Source organism: Pseudoalteromonas thalassia, from assembly GCF_049257215.1.
Lineage (GTDB): Bacteria > Pseudomonadota > Gammaproteobacteria > Enterobacterales > Alteromonadaceae > Pseudoalteromonas > Pseudoalteromonas lipolytica_C.
Map to the genome: position 1 here is coordinate 80,912 of NZ_JBMMUE010000009.1, position 21,752 is coordinate 102,663.

General features: G+C 42.0%; 19 protein-coding genes and 1 riboswitch. Of the genes, 4 read left to right on the forward strand and 15 right to left on the reverse strand.

Annotation, left to right across the window (positions count from 1 at the left end; genetic code table 11):
• Positions 1-22 precede the first annotated feature (22 nt).
• From AAEU31_RS12115 to AAEU31_RS12150, 8 genes are all read right to left on the reverse strand, one after another.
• Positions 23-436, reverse strand: coding sequence for an OsmC family protein (locus AAEU31_RS12115; RefSeq protein ID WP_138556679.1), 414 nt, complete (start codon positions 434-436; stop codon positions 23-25).
• A gap of 161 nt (positions 437-597) precedes the next feature.
• Complete coding sequence (locus AAEU31_RS12120; RefSeq protein ID WP_135923256.1) at positions 598-945, reverse strand: DUF3802 family protein; 348 nt, start codon at positions 943-945, stop codon at positions 598-600.
• A gap of 128 nt (positions 946-1,073) precedes the next feature.
• Positions 1,074-2,543, reverse strand: a complete 1,470-nt coding sequence (gene astD, locus AAEU31_RS12125) for a succinylglutamate-semialdehyde dehydrogenase (RefSeq protein ID WP_199527636.1) — start codon at positions 2,541-2,543, stop codon at positions 1,074-1,076.
• Positions 2,544-2,561: 18 nt separating this feature from the next.
• Complete coding sequence (gene astA, locus AAEU31_RS12130) at positions 2,562-3,578, reverse strand: arginine N-succinyltransferase (RefSeq protein WP_138556677.1); 1,017 nt, start codon at positions 3,576-3,578, stop codon at positions 2,562-2,564.
• A gap of 82 nt (positions 3,579-3,660) precedes the next feature.
• Entirely contained in the window at positions 3,661-4,866 is a 1,206-nt protein-coding gene (locus tag AAEU31_RS12135; RefSeq protein ID WP_421967313.1) for an aspartate aminotransferase family protein, read from the reverse strand.
• Positions 4,867-5,235: 369 nt separating this feature from the next.
• Positions 5,236-6,396 (reverse strand): HDOD domain-containing protein, encoded by a 1,161-nt coding sequence (locus AAEU31_RS12140; RefSeq protein ID WP_138556718.1) that lies wholly within the window; start codon positions 6,394-6,396, stop codon positions 5,236-5,238.
• A 48-nt stretch (positions 6,397-6,444) separates the two neighbouring features.
• A complete protein-coding gene (locus AAEU31_RS12145; RefSeq protein WP_421967314.1) occupies positions 6,445-7,023 on the reverse strand; it encodes an anthranilate synthase component II in 579 nt (192 codons plus the stop codon).
• Between the two features lie 82 nt (positions 7,024-7,105).
• Positions 7,106-7,504 (reverse strand): acyl-CoA thioesterase, encoded by a 399-nt coding sequence (locus AAEU31_RS12150; protein ID WP_054552415.1) that lies wholly within the window; start codon positions 7,502-7,504, stop codon positions 7,106-7,108.
• Between the two features lie 36 nt (positions 7,505-7,540).
• Here AAEU31_RS12150 and AAEU31_RS12155 point away from each other — a divergent pair, with 36 nt between their 5' ends.
• Complete coding sequence (locus AAEU31_RS12155) at positions 7,541-8,245, forward strand: 2OG-Fe(II) oxygenase (protein ID WP_421967315.1); 705 nt, start codon at positions 7,541-7,543, stop codon at positions 8,243-8,245.
• 121 nt (positions 8,246-8,366) lie between these two features.
• On the opposite strand, the gene AAEU31_RS12160 is transcribed toward AAEU31_RS12155, so the two are convergent.
• The 7 genes from AAEU31_RS12160 to AAEU31_RS12190 form a co-directional block, all read right to left on the reverse strand.
• Positions 8,367-9,605 (reverse strand): cysteine desulfurase-like protein, encoded by a 1,239-nt coding sequence (locus AAEU31_RS12160; protein WP_421967316.1) that lies wholly within the window; start codon positions 9,603-9,605, stop codon positions 8,367-8,369.
• Positions 9,606-9,614: 9 nt separating this feature from the next.
• Positions 9,615-10,247, reverse strand: a complete 633-nt coding sequence (locus tag AAEU31_RS12165) for a 2OG-Fe dioxygenase family protein (RefSeq protein ID WP_199527633.1) — start codon at positions 10,245-10,247, stop codon at positions 9,615-9,617.
• A gap of 196 nt (positions 10,248-10,443) precedes the next feature.
• Positions 10,444-13,041, reverse strand: coding sequence for a bifunctional aconitate hydratase 2/2-methylisocitrate dehydratase (gene acnB / locus AAEU31_RS12170; RefSeq protein ID WP_135923248.1), 2,598 nt, complete (start codon positions 13,039-13,041; stop codon positions 10,444-10,446).
• A gap of 282 nt (positions 13,042-13,323) precedes the next feature.
• Positions 13,324-14,391 carry an OmpA family protein gene (locus tag AAEU31_RS12175; protein WP_135923247.1) on the reverse strand — a complete coding sequence of 356 codons (1,068 nt, stop codon included), beginning with the start codon at positions 14,389-14,391 and terminating at the stop codon, positions 13,324-13,326.
• A gap of 470 nt (positions 14,392-14,861) precedes the next feature.
• The gene (locus tag AAEU31_RS12180) at positions 14,862-15,920 is read right to left on the reverse strand and encodes an OmpA family protein (RefSeq protein ID WP_135923246.1); all 1,059 of its coding nucleotides are present in this window, start codon (positions 15,918-15,920) and stop codon (positions 14,862-14,864) included.
• Between the two features lie 354 nt (positions 15,921-16,274).
• Complete coding sequence (locus tag AAEU31_RS12185; protein ID WP_135923245.1) at positions 16,275-17,687, reverse strand: protein adenylyltransferase SelO; 1,413 nt, start codon at positions 17,685-17,687, stop codon at positions 16,275-16,277.
• 8 nt (positions 17,688-17,695) lie between these two features.
• Positions 17,696-18,391 carry a DNA-3-methyladenine glycosylase I gene (locus tag AAEU31_RS12190; protein WP_421967317.1) on the reverse strand — a complete coding sequence of 232 codons (696 nt, stop codon included), beginning with the start codon at positions 18,389-18,391 and terminating at the stop codon, positions 17,696-17,698.
• A gap of 182 nt (positions 18,392-18,573) precedes the next feature.
• Positions 18,574-18,770: riboswitch (Lysine riboswitch) on the forward strand.
• 137 nt (positions 18,771-18,907) lie between these two features.
• Here AAEU31_RS12190 and dapA point away from each other — a divergent pair.
• From dapA to AAEU31_RS12205, 3 genes are read left to right on the forward strand one after another with little or no spacing between them, the layout of a single operon-like run.
• Entirely contained in the window at positions 18,908-19,792 is an 885-nt protein-coding gene (gene dapA / locus AAEU31_RS12195) for a 4-hydroxy-tetrahydrodipicolinate synthase (protein ID WP_421967318.1), read from the forward strand.
• A gap of 14 nt (positions 19,793-19,806) precedes the next feature.
• Complete coding sequence (locus AAEU31_RS12200) at positions 19,807-20,547, forward strand: 2,3,4,5-tetrahydropyridine-2,6-dicarboxylate N-succinyltransferase (RefSeq protein ID WP_135923242.1); 741 nt, start codon at positions 19,807-19,809, stop codon at positions 20,545-20,547.
• Positions 20,547-21,752 (forward strand): PLP-dependent decarboxylase, encoded by a 1,206-nt coding sequence (locus tag AAEU31_RS12205; protein WP_421967319.1) that lies wholly within the window; start codon positions 20,547-20,549, stop codon positions 21,750-21,752. The genes AAEU31_RS12200 and AAEU31_RS12205 overlap by 1 nt, the downstream gene beginning before the upstream one ends.

Below are 21,752 nucleotides of genomic sequence, written 5' to 3' on the forward strand. Positions count from 1 at the left end.
AATTTCCCGCTCGGAAAAAGCGTTATTTTACCTGTTCTAGAACAACTTCGTGGCTATGCGTAATTTCTACTGATTTATCAAGCATTAAGGCTACAGAGCAATACTTTTCTGCAGACAATTGCACAGCTCTCGCAAGGTGTTTTTCAGAGACATTATCACCGGTAACCACAAAGTGTAGGTTAATCTTGGTAAACACGCGAGGTGCAGACTCAGCACGTTCAGCTGTTAGCTTCACTTGCACATCAGAGAATGATTGCTTTGCTTTTTTTAGAATGCTTACTACATCAACCGATGAGCAGCAACCTGCCGACATTAATACCATTTCCATTGGGCTTGGTGCTGCGCTATCGCTTCCAGCATCAAAAACGACATTGTGGCCTGAGTTTGAAAGGCCAATGAAGGTATCACCCTCTACCCATTTTACATTCGCTTGCATTTATTTTGTCTCTTCAAGTTGTTTTGCTTGATTGTAAGCAAGTCACACTCAGATGCAAGAGATAAGCGGTAGGCCAAGGAGTAAAGCAGTTAATTGAGGATTTGCAGCTGCAAGCGCAAGCACGCTGATTGCGAACTTAAAAAGAGCGCTAACACTGGCCGTTAAGCGCTTTCAGCCACGGCGTTATCAAATAAGTTTTTTACCAGTCCAGCAAACTCATCAATAAAAGCATGCTGCTCAACGGTTACAGTGTGATTTGTAACGCTACTTAACACTTCTTGTAAGTCATACACAATGCCATCTACTTCGCGAACAATTTGGCTGCGTTGCTCAGTATTAAGCTCAGTGTGTTGTTCGCAAAGTAACATAACGTTTTCTGCTATCACGTCTTCAATCAGCTCTAACACTGTTGGAGCTCCTGGTTTAATTTGACCTGGCTTCTCAAAAAGCGCTAAATTTTGAGTGAGATACATGACAAGATCATCGTACCCTTGCCTATCTAAAACCATACGACTGCACACCTAATAAAAAACTATCTCTTTAGATTTAAGCAGAAAGCGCTTTTAATTGCTACCTTTGCTAGACATCTCATACAAAAAAAGCAGCCTAAGCTGCTTTTTATAATGATTTACGGTTATTAATCGATTTTTAAGCCTGGGCTCAATGTCGCTGGCATCGCTACTTTTTCAAGCTCTACCGAAGCAACAGGGTATGCACAATAATCAGCTGCATAGTAAGCACTTGCTCTGTGGTTACCCGATGCACCAATACCACCAAATGGTGCTGCACTTGATGCACCTGTGATTGGACGGTTCCAGTTTACGATACCTGCACGAATACGACGTAAGAAGTGATCGTAATCTGCTGCGCTGTCACTTAATAAACCGGCTGATAAGCCAAAGCTTGTGTCATTCGCTTTATCAATAGCGGCATCAAAGTCAGTAAAGCGGAACACTTTAAGCAGTGGTCCAAAGTGCTCTTCATCTGGGAAGTTAGCCACATCGGTACACTCTAAAATACCCGGTGTTACAAAGCCGGTATTTTCTTTGTGAGTAAGTTCAACTAACACTTCAGCACCAAGCTCAACAAGTTGCTTTTGCGCTGCAACCATTCCAGCTGCTGCTGCCGCAGAAATCATTGAACCCATGAAAGGCTGATCTTCTGCGTCGTAGTCACCTACTTTAATCGCTTTAGTCGCTTTAATAAGACCGGCTAAGATAGCATCACCCTGCTCGCCTTTTGGTAAAAACAGTTTACGCGCACAGGTACAGCGTTGACCGGTTGAGATAAACGCTGATTGGATAATATCGTGGATAGCCGCTTTAGTATCAGCAACATCAGTGACGATAAGCGGGTTATTGCCCCCCATCTCTAACGCTAGGATTTTACCCGGCTGACCGGCAAACTGCTCATGTAAAATATGACCAGTACGAGAAGAGCCCGTAAAGAATAAGCCATCAATACCTTTATGAGACGCAAGCGCTTTACCGGTTTCAACTTCACCTTGTACAAGATTGATAACACCTGCAGGAAGACCGGCTTTTTCCCATAACTTTAACGTTAACTCAGCAACAGCAGGCGTTAATTCTGACGGTTTAAATACCACGGTATTACCTGCTAATAATGCAGGCACAATATGACCATTTGGTAAGTGGCCAGGGAAGTTGTATGGGCCAAATACTGCGACAACACCATGAGGTTTGTGACGGATCATCGCACGGCCTTGCGGCATTGGGTTTTCAACATCACCAGTACGCTCTAAAAATGCTTTTTCAGAGATAGCAATTTTACCCACCATAGCACCTGCTTCAGTGCGCGTTTCCCAAAGTGGTTTACCGGTTTCTTGTGCAATCGCAACAGCGAGTTCTTCACTGTGCTCTTTTAGCGTTTCAGCAAATGTTTTTACAATCGCTAAACGCTCAGCGAATGATTTATCAGCCCAGCTGTAAAATGCTTCACGTGCAGCAGACACGGCACTGTCTACTTGCTCAGCTGTTGCACTGTTTGCTTGCCAAATTACGTCGTTGTTTGCAGGGTTAACAGACTGAAAAGTATGACCAAGGCCTGCTTGCCATTGACCATTAATAAATTGCGCTGCATGAGTCATTAATATGTCTCCTGAATTCTATAGTTCTGCTAGTGATACTGAATCACCCGCTTCTAGGTGAAGTGCTTTTGCTAATTCACTTGAGATTGTGATGCTATCGGCATCGCATGATAGGCTAACTTGAGTCACGGTTGCTCTAAAATCAGCAATTTTATCGTTTGCTAACAATACCGTGGTGTCGCCTTGGCTTTCACCAATTTCAACTTTGAATGTTTTGGCATTACGAATTGTAGCTATATTTTCGATCTTTGCCTCAACCGTTGGGCCTGCGTCAAAGATATCTACGTAACCGTTAAAGGTGAAACCTTCGTTTTTTAAAAGTTCAATAGCAGGACGCGTGTTAGCGTGCACTTGACCGATTACAGCTTGCGCATCTTTGCTCAATAAGTTGACGTAAATTGGGTACTTAGGCATTAACTCAGCAATGAACACCTTTTGACCAATCCCGGTGAGGTAGTCGGCAGTAGGAAAGTCCATTGAAAAAAAGTGCTCTTCTAACCATTGCCAGAATGGGCTTTCACCGTTTTCGTCTGATACACCACGCATCTCAGCAATCACAGTTTCAGCAAAGCGTTCTCTATGCTGGTTTATAAACATAAAACGCGCTTTTGAGAGTAATTTACCATTATTATTTTTACGGTAGCCATCTTTTAGGAATAACGTGCATAGCTCTGTTGCCCCTGTGTAATCATTACACAAGGTAAGAATATCAACAGCTTTGTATACATCAAGGGTCCGAGAAGAGTGAATCACTTTACTTAAGTGGTAGTGATAAAAAGCATCATCTAAACCAACAGCTGCTTCGATACCAGAAGTACCAACAACTTCACCAGTCTCGCTATCCTCAAGAACAAACAAGTAACCTTCATCACCTGGTTGTTGAGCAGCTTTTGCAAATGAGCTGACAGAATGATCTATTTTCTTTTGTAGCAATTGTTCATTATTAGGCAAAGATGTGAAGCCATGTCCTGACTCTACGGCAATCTTTACTAATGAAGCGTAATCACTTTGCTGAATTGGGCGAAGGATCATCATAAGTCCGCTTGCTCCCTTATAAATAACGGTAAATTAAGAAATGTGGGCAAGCTATGCTTGCCCTGAGTTGGCAGTTAAGAAATTAACTATTAGCGACTTTAGCAACCGCTTTTTCAAAACGAGCCATACCTTCGCGGATATCAGCTTCTGGAATTACAAGTGACGGAGTGAAACGAACAACATCAACACCTGCAACTAAAGACATCACGCCTTCTTCTGTTGCTGCAACTAAGAACTCTTTTGCACGACCTTTAAACTGCTCTGTTACTACAGCACCAATTAATAGGCCTTCACCACGGATTTCAGTGAATACATTGTACTTTTCGTTAATCGCCGTTAGTAACTCACGGAATAATGCTGACTTTTCTTTAACACCATTTAATACTTCTGGTGTATTTACTGTATCGAATGCCGCTTCTGCTACTGCACATGCAAGTGGGTTACCACCATAAGTAGAACCATGAGTACCTACTTTTAAGTGCTTAGCAATATCAGTTGTGGTGATCATCGCACCGATTGGGAAACCACCACCTAACGCTTTGGCTGTAGTTAAGATATCTGGAGTTACGTTTAGACCTTGATAAGCATATAACTCACCAGTACGACCAACACCTGTTTGTACTTCATCAAAAATTAAAAGTGCATTGTGTTTAGTACACAGCTCACGTACACCTTCTACAAATTCTTTGGTTGGTGAAATGATACCGCCTTCGCCTTGCAGAGGCTCCATCATTACCGCACACGTATTATCAGAGATAAGCGCTTCGAATGCTGCTAAGTCGTTATAGTCACAGTGCACGATATCGCCAGGTTTAGGACCAAAACCATCAGAGTATGCAGCTTGGCCACCTACCGTTACAGTAAAGAATGTACGACCGTGGAAACCTTTATTAAATGAGATAATTTGCGACTTTTGCTCGCCATAGTTATCAAGAGCAAAACGACGCGCTAATTTTAGTGCCGCTTCATTTGCTTCTGCGCCTGAGTTAGCAAAATATACTTTCTCTGCAAATGTTGCATCAGTTAGCTTTTTAGCTAGACGAAGTGCAGGCTCATTAGTCATTACATTTGATAAGTGCCAAATTTTCTCGCCTTGCTCTTTTAATGCACTTACAAGAGCTGGATGGCAGTGACCTAGACAGTTAACTGCGATACCACCAGCAAAATCGATAAATTCGCGACCTTCTTGGTCCCATACACGAGAGCCTTCGCCTCGAACAGGAATAACACTTGATGGTGCATAGTTAGGAACCATTACTTGATCAAATAATTCACGATTGACTGTCATTTTATATCCTCTTAATTGTAAGCACACGAAGAGTAAGGTGGCATCTTAAAGCTAAACTAAGCCATTTTAATTAGCCGATTGAGCTTAGCGTAAATTCACCAAAATTACTCTTTGGTTCAATTTTCATTCGTTCATTATTTCAGAAAATTTTCGTTCTGTCTCTTAGAAAACTTTCATGTAGCCCTTGAAAATAAAGGGCTCGAGATATTTTTTCATGGATAGTGAATAACTATTTGAAGGTTGTTTTTTAGACTAAATACGATAAAAAGGCGTGCTGCTAGTAAGCACCGCAGAGCATGCTTACAGAAAAATTGTCAGTGTGGATTGATAAACAATGAATGAATAGTCGCAAAAAAATTAACATTTTTTTTAATTAATTTGGATATGGAAGCGATCAAAATTGCATTTTGCAAGCTGATCGAGCTCTTCTTGAGTGAAGTTAAAGTGCGCAAACCAATGCTCAGTTTCGTCTTGTTCAACTAATTGGTGCTCATTTAAACTTAAGTATTGAGCATAACAACGCGCTTTTAATATCACTTCTGTAAGTGGTAGATACTCATCGTTTTTAGCTAGTGGCGTTGTTAATTGCTGCATCACCGCATTAAAGGGTAAATACTTAAATGACATTTGCTCAATAACAGTAGCGGTCACTTTCATTGACAGAGTTCTCAATAATGAGCTTAAAAACAAGGGATCTGGCTTAAGCTCTAAAAGTGCCGTGTGTAAGTCTTTCTTTTGTTCTTCACGCGCTTTTGCCACTTGTCGCTGCCAAACTCGCTCAAAGGTGCGTAAATACAAACGCACTAAAGCAATTTTGCCAACATCCAATAACATACCTAAGGTAAACGCGTGCACCTCGTTTACACCATTTAATTTAGCAAGCTCTTGAGCCGCAATAGCACACGCCATCGAATTATCGCGCAAACGACGCTTTAATAATGGAAATGGTTCTGTACTGTGAGGCATCCAATGGCGAACCGCAAATGTAGGCACAACAAACTTTAAATTATCTAAACCAATATAACGCAGCGCTAATAATGGGTTATCAACTTGAACCGAGGTATGCTTGTTACGCTGCTTACGATAGAAAGGCAAATTAACAAAGGCAACCAACTCACGGCCTAACCAACTTAAATCTTTAACTAAAGGTTCAAGGCGACCAACCGATGCGGAGCGTACTGCTAATATTTCTAAAATCGCTGGAACACTATCTTGAATACCAATTGTTTCATGCACAACCGAGTCGACGTCTTCTAGCTGCTTGTTCATAGCTGCTTCTATGACTTGATGTAACTGCTTACTCGCCTGAGCACGGTACTTATGATGTGCTGTACTGCTTTTTTGTCGCTTCTTTTCGGCTGCAACTTCCACCTCTAATAAAGTGCGTTGCTCCATCGACTCACCGTAGTCAATCTCTAAGGTGTGAATATAACCAATTTGGCGCTGTGCAAAACTATGACCAAGCAATAGATCGTGGGCGCGTTCATTGAGCACCATCGAAGTCCTTTGTTGTCGTTTTTCTTCAGTAATTTGCACAGGGGTATTGTCAGTCATATTTGTTAATTCATTAGCCTAAGATTAGAAGCGAGTTAAAAAGTTAGCAAGTAATTCAAGTCCCTGCTGAGTCAAAATTGCTTCAGGATGAAACTGCACCCCTTCAAGCGCTAAATTAGCATGCATTAAACCCATTATTTCTTCGAAATCAGAATTTTGCTCAGTCAAAGCAGTGATTGTAAGGTCATTAGGTAAATGCTGCTTATCAACCACTAATGAATGATATCGGCAAACGGTAAGTGGGTTTGCTAACCCCTTAAACACCCCTTGGTTGTTATGTTTAACCAATGAAGTTTTGCCATGCATAACTCGTTTTGCTCTGACTACTTCAGCCCCAAGCGCCTGAGCAATAGTTTGATGCCCTAAGCAGATCCCAAGAATAGGCACTTCACCTTTTAGCTGTTCGACCACCTGTAACGAAATACCCGCTTCGTTGGGTGAACATGGGCCGGGTGAAAGAACAATATGTTCAGGGTTAAGCTGTTTGATCTCTGCAATGCTGATCTCGTCATTACGTTTTACCAATACATCTTGATCTAAGCGCTGAAAATACTGCACTAAGTTGTAGGTAAACGAATCATAATTGTCGATCATTAACAGCATTGCGTGTAACCCAAAATTACTCAGTCAAAATAATGAAGGCGCATTTTAACCCAAGTACTGCGAAATGTCGGCAAAAAATGGTTTATTCCTCAGCGATTAAATGCGCTGTAAGGTCAGCCCTTTCCTGCTCATTAAGTTTTTGCGAGCATTTGTTTGCAAAGTCGTAACGCACGAGTACAGTTTTACCAACGGCGCAGCAGTTATCTTGTTGCCATGCTTCTTGGCGAAGCACAAATGAGCTAGAGCCGATGTGCTCTACACTGGTTTTAACGGTTACATCGTGGCCATAAAACAACTCACCTACAAAGCTTACCTCAACCTTAGCAATGATCAATTTCCACTCATAAGGGTTTAGATCGGGGGTAAAAAACCTGAAAATAGGCGCTCGGGCGGCTTCAAACCATACAGGGAGTACGGTATTGTTGATATGCCCTAGCACATCAGTTTCGCTAAAACGAGGTGTGATAGTCTCAGTAAACATAGTAACCCTATAAAAAATATAAACTAAAGGTAGCTCATGACGGACTTTATTCGCGTATACGAAAACGCCCTCAGCAAAGAATTTTGCGACAACTTTATCACGGTATTTGAACAAAGCCCGCATTTAAAACAAGGCATTACCTCTGGCGGCGTGGATTTAGCAAAAAAAGACAGCCGCGATTTATATCTTAATAATCATCCAGAGTACGTTGAGCAACTTAAGCATATTCAGCAAACAACCGCCAGCCACATCTTTAAATACCTTGAAGAGCATATTTTCATGATGATAGGTGCATTTGGTTTAAAGGTATATCATCCGAAAACAGGTCAGCCAGTTGATCTTACACAAGATAATTTTGAAGAAGTTGGCAAACCACAATTGCCATTACTCGTGCAGCAGATTTTCCGCATGGGTCCAATTCAAGCACAGAAATACGATATCAATAAAGGTGGTTACCCTTATTGGCATAGCGAGGTATATCCGCAAGCAGGCCACAACGAAGCTCTGCATCGTGTGCTGTTATTTATGTTCTATTTAAATGATGTAGAAGAAGGTGGTGAAACTGAGTTTTACTATCAACAACGAAAAATATCGCCTAAACAGGGTTCTATGGTCGTAGCACCGGGCTATTTTACCCACACGCACCGTGGTAATAAGCCAATTTCAAATGATAAGTATATTTTAACCTCGTGGGTCTTATTCAACCGCGCGGAACAAATTTATGGACAACCACAATCCTAGCGGTAATAAGCAGCCAACTCGGGCTGCTTATAGCTTATAGCTTATAGCTTATAGCTTATAGCTTATAGCTTATAGCTTATAGCTTATAGCTTATAGCTTATAGCTTAATTAAAGCTCAGCTTTAATCTGCTAGTAATTGATCAAATAAATCAAAAACCTTATCAAGCTCTTCAATTGTGTTGTAATGCATACAACCAATGCGTACTACGCCGCCTGTTTCTAATACACCTAGCTGCTTACATAAGCCTTGCGCGTAGAAGTTACCATCCCACACACAAATATGCTGCTTACCTAAAAACTCAGACACAACACGTGGCTCGATGCCTTCAAACGTTAAAGCAAAAGTCGGTGTGCGATTAGCAACACGCTCTAGCTCATTAATACCAAACAGCTTAATGCTCGGGTAATCTGCTAAACGAGTTAAGAAATGCTTACTTAATGCCATTTCGTGCTGTTTAGTGATAGCAAAGGCAGCCGCCAGTTTTTCTCGGCGTGAATGACTGTCATCAAGCTCACTAATTGCAGCAATGTAATCAACAGCAGCAATGAGACCAGCTAGCGCTTCAAAGCTTTGCGTACCTGTTTCCCAGCGACCTGGGGCAACATCTTTTGCAGGCTCAACTTTGTATGGTGTGAAACCTTCAAGGTGCTCACGTTTGCCATATACAATACCAAGATGAGGGCCAAAGAACTTGTATGCAGAGCACGCTAAAAAGTCGCAATCAAGTGCCTGTACGTCTACCAGCTCATGAGGTGCGTAATGAACGGCATCAACATAAACTAGCGCACCAACTGCATGAGCAAGCTCAACAATGCGTTTAATGTCATTAATTGAACCAGTAGTGTTTGATGCATACGTCACTGCAACAAGCTTTGTTTTGCTTGATAAAAGGCTTTCAAAGTGTGCCATATCTAAGCTGCAATCAGCTTCATTGATAAGAGCCGTTTTTACTGTTGCGCCCTTATCTTCAGCAGCTTGCTGCCAAGATGAAACATTTGAGTAGTGATCAGCATTTGTGACAATAATCTCATCACCAGCAGTCCAATCACGCGAGATGGCACGACTAAAGCTGAACGTTAAGCTTGTCATGTTTGCACCAAACACGATTTGCTCTTTAGATGGGGCATTTAATAAATCGGCTGCTGCTTGGCGAGCGTTAGCCATTAACTCAACCGTTTTATCACTTGAGAAAAATGCACCACCTAAGTTCGAGTTGTAGTAACCCAAATAAGCAGTCATGGCACTTAAAACTGACTGTGGCACTTGCGAGCCACCCGGGCCATCAAGGAAAATCGGTGACTGACCAGCAACTTGTTGCATAAGTGCAGGAAATTGACGACGTAATTGCGTTAAGTTCATGATATACCCTTACGCAGTTAGTACGAAGCAATCAAGGTAACCTTCTTTGCTTGCGTCTAATTTATTCATTGGTGTTGCGTTGTGCCATACTTCACGGTCATTAATAAGCGCGAACATGCCGTCTTTAATTTCCATTTTGAAACAAGGCTCTGCTTGCTGATGTTCATAAACAAGTAGCTCACCACCTTCAAGGTTTTCGTGTGATACACCACATACACATACGTGATCAAAACCATCTTGGTGAACACCTTCAGGCGCAGCGGGTGTATCGCTGTCAATCGCAAGCATTCTGAATTGGTGAATTTCAATATCGCGATCATCGCTGATCCCCGTCATATCGCGGAACTGATTAACGATTTGCTTCATGCCATCAGTGGCTAATAAGCTATCTTCTAAATTTTCATAAGTACGCTCAACATTACCTTGGAAGGTATTGATTGAGTCATCCTGCACAAATGCTTTAGTTGGTTGTAGCTTTAATTCACCATCAACGACTTTGATTACTGAATAGCGACGCTTACGAAATTGACCATCGGCGTACGGATTCGCAGGTAGGTTAGCAAAAGAAGGCTTTACTGCGTCAATATGAGCTTGGCTTACAAAACGAAGTTGCAATAGATTCTGGTTGTTTAATTTTGTCATAACGATCTCGCCTTAATATGTTGAGAATATTGGCGAGGATTTTAATGCAATTGGTAGGAAATTTTTGCGTTATTATGTAAACAGCAATGATGATTTATGTAGCTTTAAGATCGAATTTAGAAGTAAATTAGAATTTTTATCTAAAATAAAAAGCCCGCTGGATGCGGGCTTTTTAGCTATTTAATTTTAATTAGAATTAAACGGCTTGCTGAACGATTACTTGGTCTGCCTTTTTAGTGTATTGAGGCATACGGTGGAAGTTCAGGTAACGATATGTATCAGCTGCAGTTGCATTGATCTTATCTGCATACTCTTGGTACTCAGCAGGTGTAGGTAGTTTACCTAAGATTGCCGCTACTGCTGCAAGCTCTGCTGATGCTAAGAATACGTTTGCGCCAGTACCTAGACGGTTAGGGAAGTTACGCGTAGAGGTAGACACAACCGTTGCTTTATCAGCAACTCGTGCTTGGTTACCCATACATAGTGAACACCCTGGAGTTTCGATACGCGCACCTACACGACCAAAGATACCGTAGTAACCTTCGTCAGTAAGTTGGTCTTTATCCATTTTCGTTGGTGGTGCAACCCAAAGTTGAGTTGGGATACGACCACTGAAACCATCTAGTAGTTTACCTGCAGCACGGAAGTGACCGATGTTAGTCATACAAGAACCGATGAATACTTCATCGATTTTCTCGCCCGTTACGTCTGAAAGAAGACGTGCATCATCAGGGTCATTTGGAGCACAAAGGATTGGCTCTTTGATATCAGCTAGGTCGATTTCAAGTACGTGTTTGTACTCTGCATCAGCATCAGCTTCCATCAGCTCAGGGTTAGCTAACCACTCTTGCATTGCTGTGATACGACGCTCAATTGTACGAACATCACCGTAACCTTCAGAGATCATCCACTTAAGCATTACAATGTTTGACTCTAGGTATTCAGCGATAGACTCTTTAGAAAGTTTAACTGTACAACCTGCAGCTGAACGCTCAGCTGACGCATCAGAAAGTTCGAAAGCTTGCTCGACAGTTAGGTGCTCAACACCTTCGATTTCTAGTACACGACCAGAGAATTCGTTGATCTTACCTTTCTTCTCAACTGTTAGAAGACCTTCTTTGATACCGTAATAAGGGATAGCATGTACTAGGTCACGTAATGTGATACCTGGCTGCATTTCGCCTTTAAAACGTACTAAGATTGACTCAGGCATATCAAGTGGCATTACACCTGTTGCTGCTGCGAATGCTACTGCACCAGAACCCGCTGGGAATGAAATACCTAGAGGGAAACGAGTATGCGAGTCACCACCAGTACCTACTGTATCTGGTAATAACATACGGTTTAACCATGAGTGGATTACACCGTCACCTGGACGTAGTGATACACCGCCACGGTTCATGATGAAATCAGGAAGTGTGTGGTGAGTGTTTACGTCGATTGGCTTAGGATAAGCTGATGTATGACAGAAAGACTGCATTGTTAAATCTGCAGAGAAACCTAAACACGCTAGATCTTTAAGTTCGTCACGCGTCATAGGACCTGTTGTATCTTGCGAACCAACCGTTGTCATTTTCGGCTCACAGTATTGACCAGGACGTACGCCAGGCATGTTACATGCTTTACCAACCATCTTCTGAGCTAATGTGAAGCCTTTACCAGAATCAGTTACAAGAGCAGGTTTGCGGAAGATATCTTCAGCTTCCATACCTAGTGATGCACGCGCTTTATCAGTTAAACCACGACCGATGATCAGTGGAATACGACCGCCAGCACGCACTTCATCAAGAATTACGTCTGATTTAAGAGAGAAAGTAGAGATTACTTCATCTGTGCCGTGACGCTTAACAACACCTTCGTATGGGAAGATATCGATTTGGTCACCCATGTTTAGCTCATCAACAGGTAGTTCGATTGGTAATGCACCAGAGTCTTCCATTGTGTTGAAGAAGATAGGCGCGATTTTACCACCTAAACATACACCACCAACGCGTTTGTTTGGTACGTGAGGAATATCATCACCCATGAACCAAAGTACAGAGTTAGTTGCAGATTTACGAGAAGAACCCGTACCAACTACATCACCAACGTATGCAAGAGGTAAACCTTTAGTTTTAAGCTCTTCTAGCTGTGAAATTGGACCAACTTCACCTGGTTTGTCAGGGTTGATACCATCACGTTCGTTCTTCAGCATTGCTAAAGCGTGTAGTGGGATATCAGGACGTGACCATGCATCTGGAGCAGGTGAAAGGTCATCTGTGTTTGTTTCGCCCGTTACTTTGAATACGGTAACTGAGATTTTTTCAGCAACTGCAGGCTTGTTTACAAACCATTCTGCATTTGCCCAAGATTCGATTACTTGCTTAGCAAATTCGTTACCTGCTTTCGCTTTTTCTTCTACATCGTAGAAAGCATCGAACATTAATAATGTGTTTGATAAACCTTTAACAACGATTGGTGCTAACGCTTCGTCGTCTAGAAGTTCGATCATAGGTGCGATGTTGTAACCACCTAACATAGTACCAAGTAGCTCAGCTGCTTTTTCTTTTGATACAAGTGGTGAGCTCGCTTCGCCTTTTGCTACAGCTGCAAGGAAACCAGCCTTAATGTAAGCAGCATCATCAACACCTGGTGGTACGCGGTTAACAAGAAGGTCTACGATAAATTCTTCTTCACCTGCCGGTGGATTCTTGATTAGTTCAATAAGATCAGCCGTTTGCTGAGCATCTAGTGGCGCTGGTACGATACCTAACGCGGCACGTTCTTCTACGTGTTTACGATATTCTTGTAGCACAATATTGCCCTCTTGGTGACGTGAAAGTACTCGGTTCTATTAATCTAAATAGCAATTTTACCCAGTACTTATAGTATTCTGACGGTTAATTATAAAGCTTTTAAGTATAGATGAAAATCCATGCTGCGCTTAGGCACTTTATATTCAGTATAAATAACATGAATAGTACTAAAAAAAAAAGCTATTCTGATGAATATTTATTAAGAATCATTCCTATCTGTGTTTTAAAGGCAAAAAACCCAGCACTAGGCTGGGTTTTAAACTCAATGCAAAGTCTAACTATTAACGCTCTACTTTAACACGTTCAATAACTTTAACTTTTGCTTCTACACGACGGTTTTCTGCATGTGCTTCCGGCGTGTTAGCTGGATTTTTAAGACGCTCTTCACCATAACCAACTGTAGTTAGGCGCATCGCATCAATACCATCTTCAATAAGCTTCTTAGCGACTGCATCAGCACGTTTTTTCGATAACCACTTATTGTAATCTGCTTTACCAACAGATGAAGTGTGACCTTCTAATACAACATCAGTGCCTGGATGCTCTTTTAAGAATGCAGCTGCACTGTCAATATCATCTAAATATTGTTGTGAAACTTTAGATGTATTGTTAGGGAATGTGATTAGTAAGCTCTTCGTTACTTCACGGTCTTCGTATAATGTACAACCAGAAGCATCTACAGCATCTGTCATAGGAGTATTAGCGCATTGGTCATCTGCATCAGGAATGCTGTCGCCATCGCTATCAACTGGCTCAACCGGAACAGGTACTACTGCAGGTGCTGGCTCAACTGGCTCTGGTTCGCTTTGATCACCAAAGATATAGCTGAAACCTAATTTAGCACCAACATCAGTGTAACCACGGTCAAGACCTTGGTATAAAGAAGTTTCTGCGTTAAATGCAAAGTTATCTGTAAAGTAGTGCTGGTAACCGGCACCCACGTTAGCAAACATTAAATCTTCATCAACAGCGTCAAGGTTTTTCAAACCGAAAATACCGTAGAATGGGCCACCGCCAAAGTGATACAAACCATCGATACCGTAACGCTTACCGCTTTCAGAACCACTCATTGTAGTTCCATCGTTGTCGGTCACGTTCCAATCGAAATCCATATCTGCGTATTCTAAGCGGGCACTCCAGTAATCGCTAAAGCGATAACCAAGCTCTAAACCCCACCCTGTTGAGTCGTCTACGTCTAGGCCACCTGGCGGATAATCACGGATATTCTCCCAAGAATTATCGTAGTAATCACCAAACGCACCAATATAAAAACCTTGTTTCTCGGCTGCGATTGTTGAGGCACTTGTTGCAGCAAGCGCTAAAGCAATTGTAAGTGGTTTCAGTTTCATGTTTCATTCCCTTCCATTTAAGATAACTTAAGGCCGTGTAGCCTACATTCCGTCAAGATAGTTGATGAGTAATTAATCCAAACTTAATAAACCCAAACAACATAATAAATTTTCTTAATTTAACAACACCAACTAAATACAGCGACGTAAAAAGAATCAATATAAATCCAACAATATTGATACTAAAAAAACATTACAGTAAAAATAATTATATTACCTAATAATTATTCTACAAGGTAACTAAAAAAGCTATAGCACAAATGGTTGATAGTTACTTTGATGATTCAAATCAATATTCACTTAAATTATCATTTAACAAAAGGTACATTCTGAAGATTATTTTATTTAATCGAAAAATAATTATGATCTTAAATTAAAAAAATAAAGCCGAACCAACTACTTGGCTCGGCTTTACTATTTGTAACTATTTATAAATATAGGAGTATTTACATATTTATAATAGTTTAGTCTTATTTACGAAGAACTTTTACACGTTCAACGCTAGTAATTTGCGCTTCTACACGACGGTTTTCAGCATGTGCTTCCAGTGTGTAGGCTTTATTTTTCAAACGCTCTTCACCGTATCCAACTGTCGAAATTCTATCTGCAGCGATACCGTCTTTGATAAGTTCATCAGCAACATCTTGAGCGCGCTTTTCTGAAAGCTTCATATTATAGTCAGCATCACCCACTGCAGAGGCGTGGCCTTCTAATACAACTGATGTGTCTTGGTTTTCTTTCATAAACGCAGCCACATCTGCAATATCGCTGAAGTATTTGTTTGGTACTTCTGCTACATCATGCGGGAAAGTAACTAACAAGGTGATAGTTGCTTCTTTTTCTTCGTATAATGTACAGCCTGTGCTATCTACTGCATCAGTCATTGGTGTGTTAGCACACTGATCATCAGCATCCATAACACCATCATTATCGCTATCAGTTGGAGCGCTAACAACCGGCGCAGGCTCTACTGGCTCAGATGAGCTTTGGTTACCGAAAATATAGCTGAAACCTAATTTAGCGCCAACATCAGTGTAACCACGATCAAGACCTTGATATAAAGACGTTTCAGCGTTAAATGCGAAATTGTCTGTAAAGTAGTGCTGATAACCGGCACCAACGTTAGCAAACGTTAAGTTTTCATCTAGAGCACTTAAGTTCTTAAGACCAAAAATACCATAGAATGGGCCGCCACCTAAGTGATATAAAGCATCAATACCGTAACGCTCGCCGCTTTCAGAGCCACTAGTTGAAGTACCATTAGCTAAATCTGCAGTCCAATCAAAGTCCATGTCTGCATATTCTAGACGCGCGCTCCAGTAATCACTGAAACGATAGCCTAACTCTAAGCCCCAACCAGTTGAGTCATCAACATTCAATCCACCTGGCGGATAATCACGAACATTTTCCCAAGAATTGTCGTAATAGTCGCCAAATGCGCCAATATAAAAACCTTCTTTTTCAGCAGCGAGGGCTGTAGAACTCGTTGCAGCCAGTGCTAACGCAATAGTAAGTGATTTTAGTTTCATTATTTCCTTCCCATTTTCACAATAAAGCTGTTTTCAGCTAATGTTTGTTGAGTATTTAAAAACTGTTGAGTAGCTCAAAAAATCAATCTTACGATAGTTCATAAGCCACAATTTTACTTATTTATTAATTATCAATGCTTAACACTTGATGCTTAATACTTAATAAAGCTGAATCCAATATAACAAAAGAATTATTTAAATTACGTCTAACATGATTCTAAAGTCGTATTAGATCATCATCTAAAGCAATAAGTTAACTCCATTCTATGATAGCACTTGCGTTTATTCTGCTCAATCAGCAAGCATTTAAAAAAACTAAATAAACACTTTTTATTTCAAGCAAGTACAAATGCATTAGGTACCACAAAATGTTTGATAATTAGCATCGCCATTTTCAGGTGGCTCATACCAAGATTCGAATTGCTGATCATAAACGTAGGGCTTTGATAAAACTGACAAAAAGCCATTCAGCATTGAACTACATCCTGTTTTTTCATATTCCGCCAAGATCATTTCAATATTATGGTTGCGTGGAATGACTGCAGGATTAACAGCACGCATGATGTCATAACTTTCAGCTGATGTTCTGACTCGCCACTTTGCAGCCCACCCCTTAATACTATCCGGTAATGCAAAATCCGCAAGTAATGACTCCGTAAGAGCATTGAAAGTATTAGTATAATCAAGGTTATTTTGCTGCATCAGAGTGAGTAACTCAGTCACTAAAGCTTGGTTATCGTCGTGTTCATCTAGAAGTCCTAACTTCCGTCGCCACATTGTAGTAAATGCATGATTAAACTTTTCAGCAAAACTATTTACTGCACTGGATAATAACGACAAAGCTTGCTGTTCATTTTTAAATAATGGCAGCAAGCTCTCAGCTAATCGCGCGCAATTCCAATTCGCAATGTTTGGTTGGTTACCGAATGCATAGCGCCCTTGATGGTCTATGGAACTAAACACAGTATCAAAGTCAAACTGGTTCATCATAGCGCATGGGCCGTAATCAATGGTTTCACCACTCACTAATGTATTGTCTGTATTCATTACACCATGGATGAATCCCACTCGCATCCAACTGATGATAAGCTCAATTTGCTTATCTATGACTGCGGTTAAAAAGTCTACATAACGTTGCTCTGCACGCGTATCTATCTCTGGGAAATGACAACTGAGTGCGTAATCAACTAACTTTTCTAAGCCTTCAATATCGCCCTGGGTTGCTAAATACTGAAATGAACCAACGCGAATATGACTTTTTGCTACGCGAGTTACGACAGCGCCTGGCCGAGGTGGTTGTCGATACACCGTTTCGCCGGTAGTAACAACAGCTAAGCAGCGAGTTGTCGCGACACCTAATGCAGCCATCGCTTCGCTCATTATAAACTCACGAACCGCCGGCCCAATCGCACAACGTCCATCACCACCACGTGAAAACACTGTAGCACCCGCCCCTTTAAGCTGTATGTCCCACAGTACTCCTTCAACGTCTTTAACTGCTCCAAGCAAATGCGCTCTGCCATCCCCCAGACGTGGTGAGAAATGACCAAATTGATGCCCTGAGTAACCTAAAGCAATAGGCTTTACGCTGTCATCAGTTATTGAGCCACTTAACTGTCCTGCTAGGTATTCTGGATCATGATTAATACCAAGCGACTGAGCTAATTTATCATTGAATAACAATAATGCGGGATCAGCGGCGCGAGTAGGCATATCTTCAATAGCCAATAGTTCGCTGATATCGGTATACCTAGTTTGCAGTTTCATAAAAAATCCTATCGCGCAGCTATGCCAACGCGGTTATCGCCTACCCCATAAGCAACTAATTGACTTAACGCTTGCAGGCTAAAGCCACTTTGTTGTTGTAGCTCGTTGAAAAAATCTTGTGCAGCTTGTAATGACTTTTTAGTTTGTAAGCCACCGTCAATTAATTCATGAGCACGTAAATAATTTTCTACGTCTCGAGACAGTAAAAAAGTATCCTTACCCATGGCACGCAATGCATAAGGCCCTGTGTTCCCACCTAGTCGCGCACCATGCTTTTTTAAGTAAGCCCACAAACCGATAATATTATTTACTGGCCAATCAGCTACAAATTGGCTGAAACTACCATGTTTTTCGGCTACTTCATGGATCATGTAGGCATTTTCAGGGATCGTTTGTACTTTTTTAAAGTTACGAATAATACGTTCATCACTGGCTTTTTGCTCGAGCATATCAGGTGGCATCATTAATAGTTTCTCAACACTGAAGTCCCAAAATACCTCTCGAAATCCTGACCACTTACTATTGATAACAGACCAGTAAAAACCACTTTGGAACACTTTACGCGTTAACTCTTCCAACCATAAGTCATCATGCATTTTGGCAATGTCAGAGCTATCAAGCGGGTCAGAAAGCAGTGCAAGTAGCATTTCTTCACTGCCCTTACGGGTGACAGCTCGCTGATAGATATCGTTAAACTTTTCCATTCTTCTTCCAATTCGTCTGGGTAATACTAGTGTACTAAAAACACGCTTATACGTAACCATGTTGCAAAATCGGTCACTAAAAAAACGAATACTCCGCCTTGACACCTAGATGGCTAAAATGCTTTAATCGCCGCTGATACCCTATTTAACTATGTTGGCTTTAAGCTATAAAGCGAGCATAAAGGGCTGGAAGAGGTGCGTTATTCAGGTAGCGTATGGGAGGAGCACAGACTCTGTTGATCATACGTGAGGGGAATTAACGCCGAGAAGTAACACCGTTTGTGAGGTGCTTATTTCGGGCGACTGGGCTGAATCCCAGCGACTGTCACCAACAATAGCAAAATGCTATTGATTAGTTTGGTGGAGAGCTTCTGGTCTTAGTATAATAAGGCCGTTGCGTCTTTATTATTTTAAGCCCATTCGCTCTTCGAATTATACCTTGTTCGAACGACGACATGCGGCTCCATTCAATTGCTCCCGCATAAACTCTTCGAATACCTTATAAGTTCGTGAGAGATGATCAACAATTTTGATTTATACGACTATCCACTATGGACAGCGCTTGTCACGCCATTTTCTGAATCTGGCGAGGTCGATTATACGGCCCTTGGGCAACTGGTCGCCGAGCAGCAAGATGCTAATAACGGCATTTTATTGCTTGGCAGCACCGGCGAAGGACTGGCGCTTTCACTTAAAGAGCAACAAGCCATTGTTGAGCATGTTTGCCAATTATCACCGACTGTACCACTTATGGTCGCTGTGGGCGGCATGAACCTTAAGCAGCAAATTGCTTGGGTTGAATACTGCAACCAACTACCTATTCATGGCTATCTATTGGGCTCTCCTCTGTATGCAAAACCTGGGGTTGTTGGCCAAACACATTGGTTTGAAAGCCTACTTAACGCAAGTCATCACCCTTGTATGTTGTATAACGTACCAGGACGTAGTGCAGTTGAGATTTCACCGCAGGTGATCAAAAACCTTGCTGAGCACAAAAACCTTTGGGCTTTGAAAGAAGCCAGTGGTGACATTAGCAAATTTGAAGGCTTTAGAACGGCGTCACCAACACTGGCTATCTTCAGTGGTGATGATGCACTTATGCCGTATTTTGCTCAAGCTGGTGCAAAAGGCTTAGTTTCGGTTGCCGCAAATGCTTGGCCGAGTCAAACCCATGAGTTTGTTAAACGCAGTTTAAGTGGTCAATATCCAAATCTATTCACCGATTGGTCGCAAGCGATTCAAAGCTTATTTGCTGTCGCAAATCCAATCCCCGTAAAAGTACTGATGCACCTGCAAGGTAAAATAAATACCCCGCATTTACGTCCGCCGCTTACGCATTTAGAGCTAGAGCAAACAGACAGCATCACCCACGCAAACAACACTATTTTATCTTGGAACTAAAAACAGGTTTTATCATGAGCTGGTTAGAATTATTAAACAACTTAGAATCGGGCGCAGTGCGCGCAGCTACACAAGACGAAAATGGCAACTGGCATGCCAATGTTGAAGTTAAACAAGGCATTTTAGAAGCCTTCAAAAATGGTACTAATACCGAGTTCCCGGGTGGTTTTGTGGATAAGCACAACCTAGCACCACAGGGCTTTGCTGCAAATGCCGGCGTGCGTATGGTACCAGGTGGTAGCAGTGTTCGTCGTGGCGCACACGTTGCTAAAGGCACGATTATTATGCCACCAGCGTATGTAAATATTGGTGCGTTCATCGACGAAGGCACGATGGTCGACAGTCACGCATTAGTGGGTTCATGCGCACAAGTAGGTAAAAATGTTCACCTAAGTGCAGCAGTACAGTTAGGTGGCGTGCTTGAGCCAATTGGTGCCAGCCCTGTGGTTATTGAAGATGACGCTTTCATCGGTGCAGGCTGCGTTATTGTTGAAGGTGTGGTTGTGAAAAAAGGTGCTGTACTTGCGCCGGGTGTGCGCTTATCTGCAACCATCCCTGTCTACGATTGTGTTAATGAGCGCCAGCTAAACAAAGGTGAAGCAATTCCAGAAAACGCGATTGTAATCCCAGGTTCTCGCCCTGCTTCAAATGCATGGGCTCGCGAGCAAGGTTTAAGCATGTCTTGTGCATTGATCGTGAAATACCGTGACGAACAAAGCGATGCATCATTATTGTTAGAAGAGGTTTTACGTTAATGAGCTTTTTGAGCACGCCCATCAAGCAAGCGGTTGAACAAGTTTCAACACATCTTGATACGCCATTTTTTATCTATGATTTAGATAAATTAACTGCACATTTAAATCAACTAACTGCGCAAACCGATGTGAAACTTTGGTATGCAGTTAAGGCCAACCCGCTGTCTCGCATTATTCAATGTTTAAACAGCGCAGGGTTTAATTTTGATGTTGCGAGTAAAGGTGAACTTGAGCAAGTACTTGCCCAAGGCATCGATAGCGAGCGCGTGCTCAACACTGGGCCTGCAAAGAGCCCTGCACAAATTTCACATTTTATTGCTCGCGGCGTACGTACCTTCGTGGCCGAGAGCATAAACCAAGTTCGCTGGTTAAATGAGCAAGCAACGAAAGCAAATTGTCAGCTGCAAGTTCTGTTGCGTGTACAACTTCGTTGGCCAGACAGCGAAAAGAACCCACTTGGCGGCGATAGCCTTACTCCTTTTGGTTTGGGTTGTGATGAGTGGCAAGCACTCACAGTCAGTGATTACCCTGCTCTTAACTTTGATGGCCTGCATATTTTCCAATGGGGCAATATGCTGAGCACTGACAAACTCGCCGAGCTATGGCATGCGATGATTGCGCCCTTACAACAACTAGCAAGCGCGTTAAATATTAACCTTAATATTCTCGATTTAGGGGGTGGCTTAGGCATTCCTTATACTCAAGATGCTAACCGACTCGATTGGTCTGCACTTATCGAGACTCTGGCGAGTATTAAAGCAGATGCCGGTGTCAAAGAGCTTTGGATGGAACTTGGCCGCTATGCGGTGGGCGAATGCGGCCATTACGCCACACCAGTTGTTGAACGCAAAGAAAATTACAATCAACAGCAGGTGATTTTATCAGGCGGTATTAACCATTTACTTCGCCCTGCTGTAACAAGCCAAGATTTTCCTGCGGCGTTACTGCGTGAGTCAGCGGCTGAGCCAAGTGCAATGACTTTATACGGGCCACTTTGCACTGCACTTGATTGCTTAGGTGAGCACCAACTAGCTAGTGATTTAAGTGAGCAAGACTGGTTGGTATTCAGCCAATGTGGCGCGTATGGCTTTACCGAAAGTATGCCGTACTTTTTATGCCACGAATTAGCGGCTGAATACATCCTTGAACAAGGCAATATTGAGTGCATTCGTAGCGCTGAAGATGCCAGCTATTATTTAAGGTAA

What these genes read in the sequence shown, in the direction of transcription:
- dapA (WP_421967318.1), top strand. Translation starts at nt 18,908, where the DNA reads ATGATCAACAATTTTGATTTATACGACTATCCACTATGGACAGCGCTT.
- AAEU31_RS12165 (WP_199527633.1), bottom strand. Translation starts at nt 10,247, where the DNA reads ATGACAAAATTAAACAACCAGAATCTATTGCAACTTCGTTTTGTAAGC.
- AAEU31_RS12145 (WP_421967314.1), bottom strand. Translation starts at nt 7,023, where the DNA reads ATGCTGTTAATGATCGACAATTATGATTCGTTTACCTACAACTTAGTG.
- astD (WP_199527636.1), bottom strand. Translation starts at nt 2,543, where the DNA reads ATGACTCATGCAGCGCAATTTATTAATGGTCAATGGCAAGCAGGCCTT.
- astA (WP_138556677.1), bottom strand. Translation starts at nt 3,578, where the DNA reads ATGATGATCCTTCGCCCAATTCAGCAAAGTGATTACGCTTCATTAGTA.
- AAEU31_RS12185 (WP_135923245.1), bottom strand. Translation starts at nt 17,687, where the DNA reads ATGAAACTGCAAACTAGGTATACCGATATCAGCGAACTATTGGCTATT.
- AAEU31_RS12115 (WP_138556679.1), bottom strand. Translation starts at nt 436, where the DNA reads ATGCAAGCGAATGTAAAATGGGTAGAGGGTGATACCTTCATTGGCCTT.
- AAEU31_RS12190 (WP_421967317.1), bottom strand. Translation starts at nt 18,391, where the DNA reads ATGGAAAAGTTTAACGATATCTATCAGCGAGCTGTCACCCGTAAGGGC.
- AAEU31_RS12175 (WP_135923247.1), bottom strand. Translation starts at nt 14,391, where the DNA reads ATGAAACTGAAACCACTTACAATTGCTTTAGCGCTTGCTGCAACAAGT.
- AAEU31_RS12160 (WP_421967316.1), bottom strand. Translation starts at nt 9,605, where the DNA reads ATGAACTTAACGCAATTACGTCGTCAATTTCCTGCACTTATGCAACAA.
- AAEU31_RS12180 (WP_135923246.1), bottom strand. Translation starts at nt 15,920, where the DNA reads ATGAAACTAAAATCACTTACTATTGCGTTAGCACTGGCTGCAACGAGT.
- AAEU31_RS12205 (WP_421967319.1), top strand. Translation starts at nt 20,547, where the DNA reads ATGAGCTTTTTGAGCACGCCCATCAAGCAAGCGGTTGAACAAGTTTCA.
- AAEU31_RS12135 (WP_421967313.1), bottom strand. Translation starts at nt 4,866, where the DNA reads ATGACAGTCAATCGTGAATTATTTGATCAAGTAATGGTTCCTAACTAT.
- AAEU31_RS12120 (WP_135923256.1), bottom strand. Translation starts at nt 945, where the DNA reads ATGGTTTTAGATAGGCAAGGGTACGATGATCTTGTCATGTATCTCACT.
- AAEU31_RS12150 (WP_054552415.1), bottom strand. Translation starts at nt 7,504, where the DNA reads ATGTTTACTGAGACTATCACACCTCGTTTTAGCGAAACTGATGTGCTA.
- AAEU31_RS12200 (WP_135923242.1), top strand. Translation starts at nt 19,807, where the DNA reads ATGAGCTGGTTAGAATTATTAAACAACTTAGAATCGGGCGCAGTGCGC.
- AAEU31_RS12155 (WP_421967315.1), top strand. Translation starts at nt 7,541, where the DNA reads ATGACGGACTTTATTCGCGTATACGAAAACGCCCTCAGCAAAGAATTT.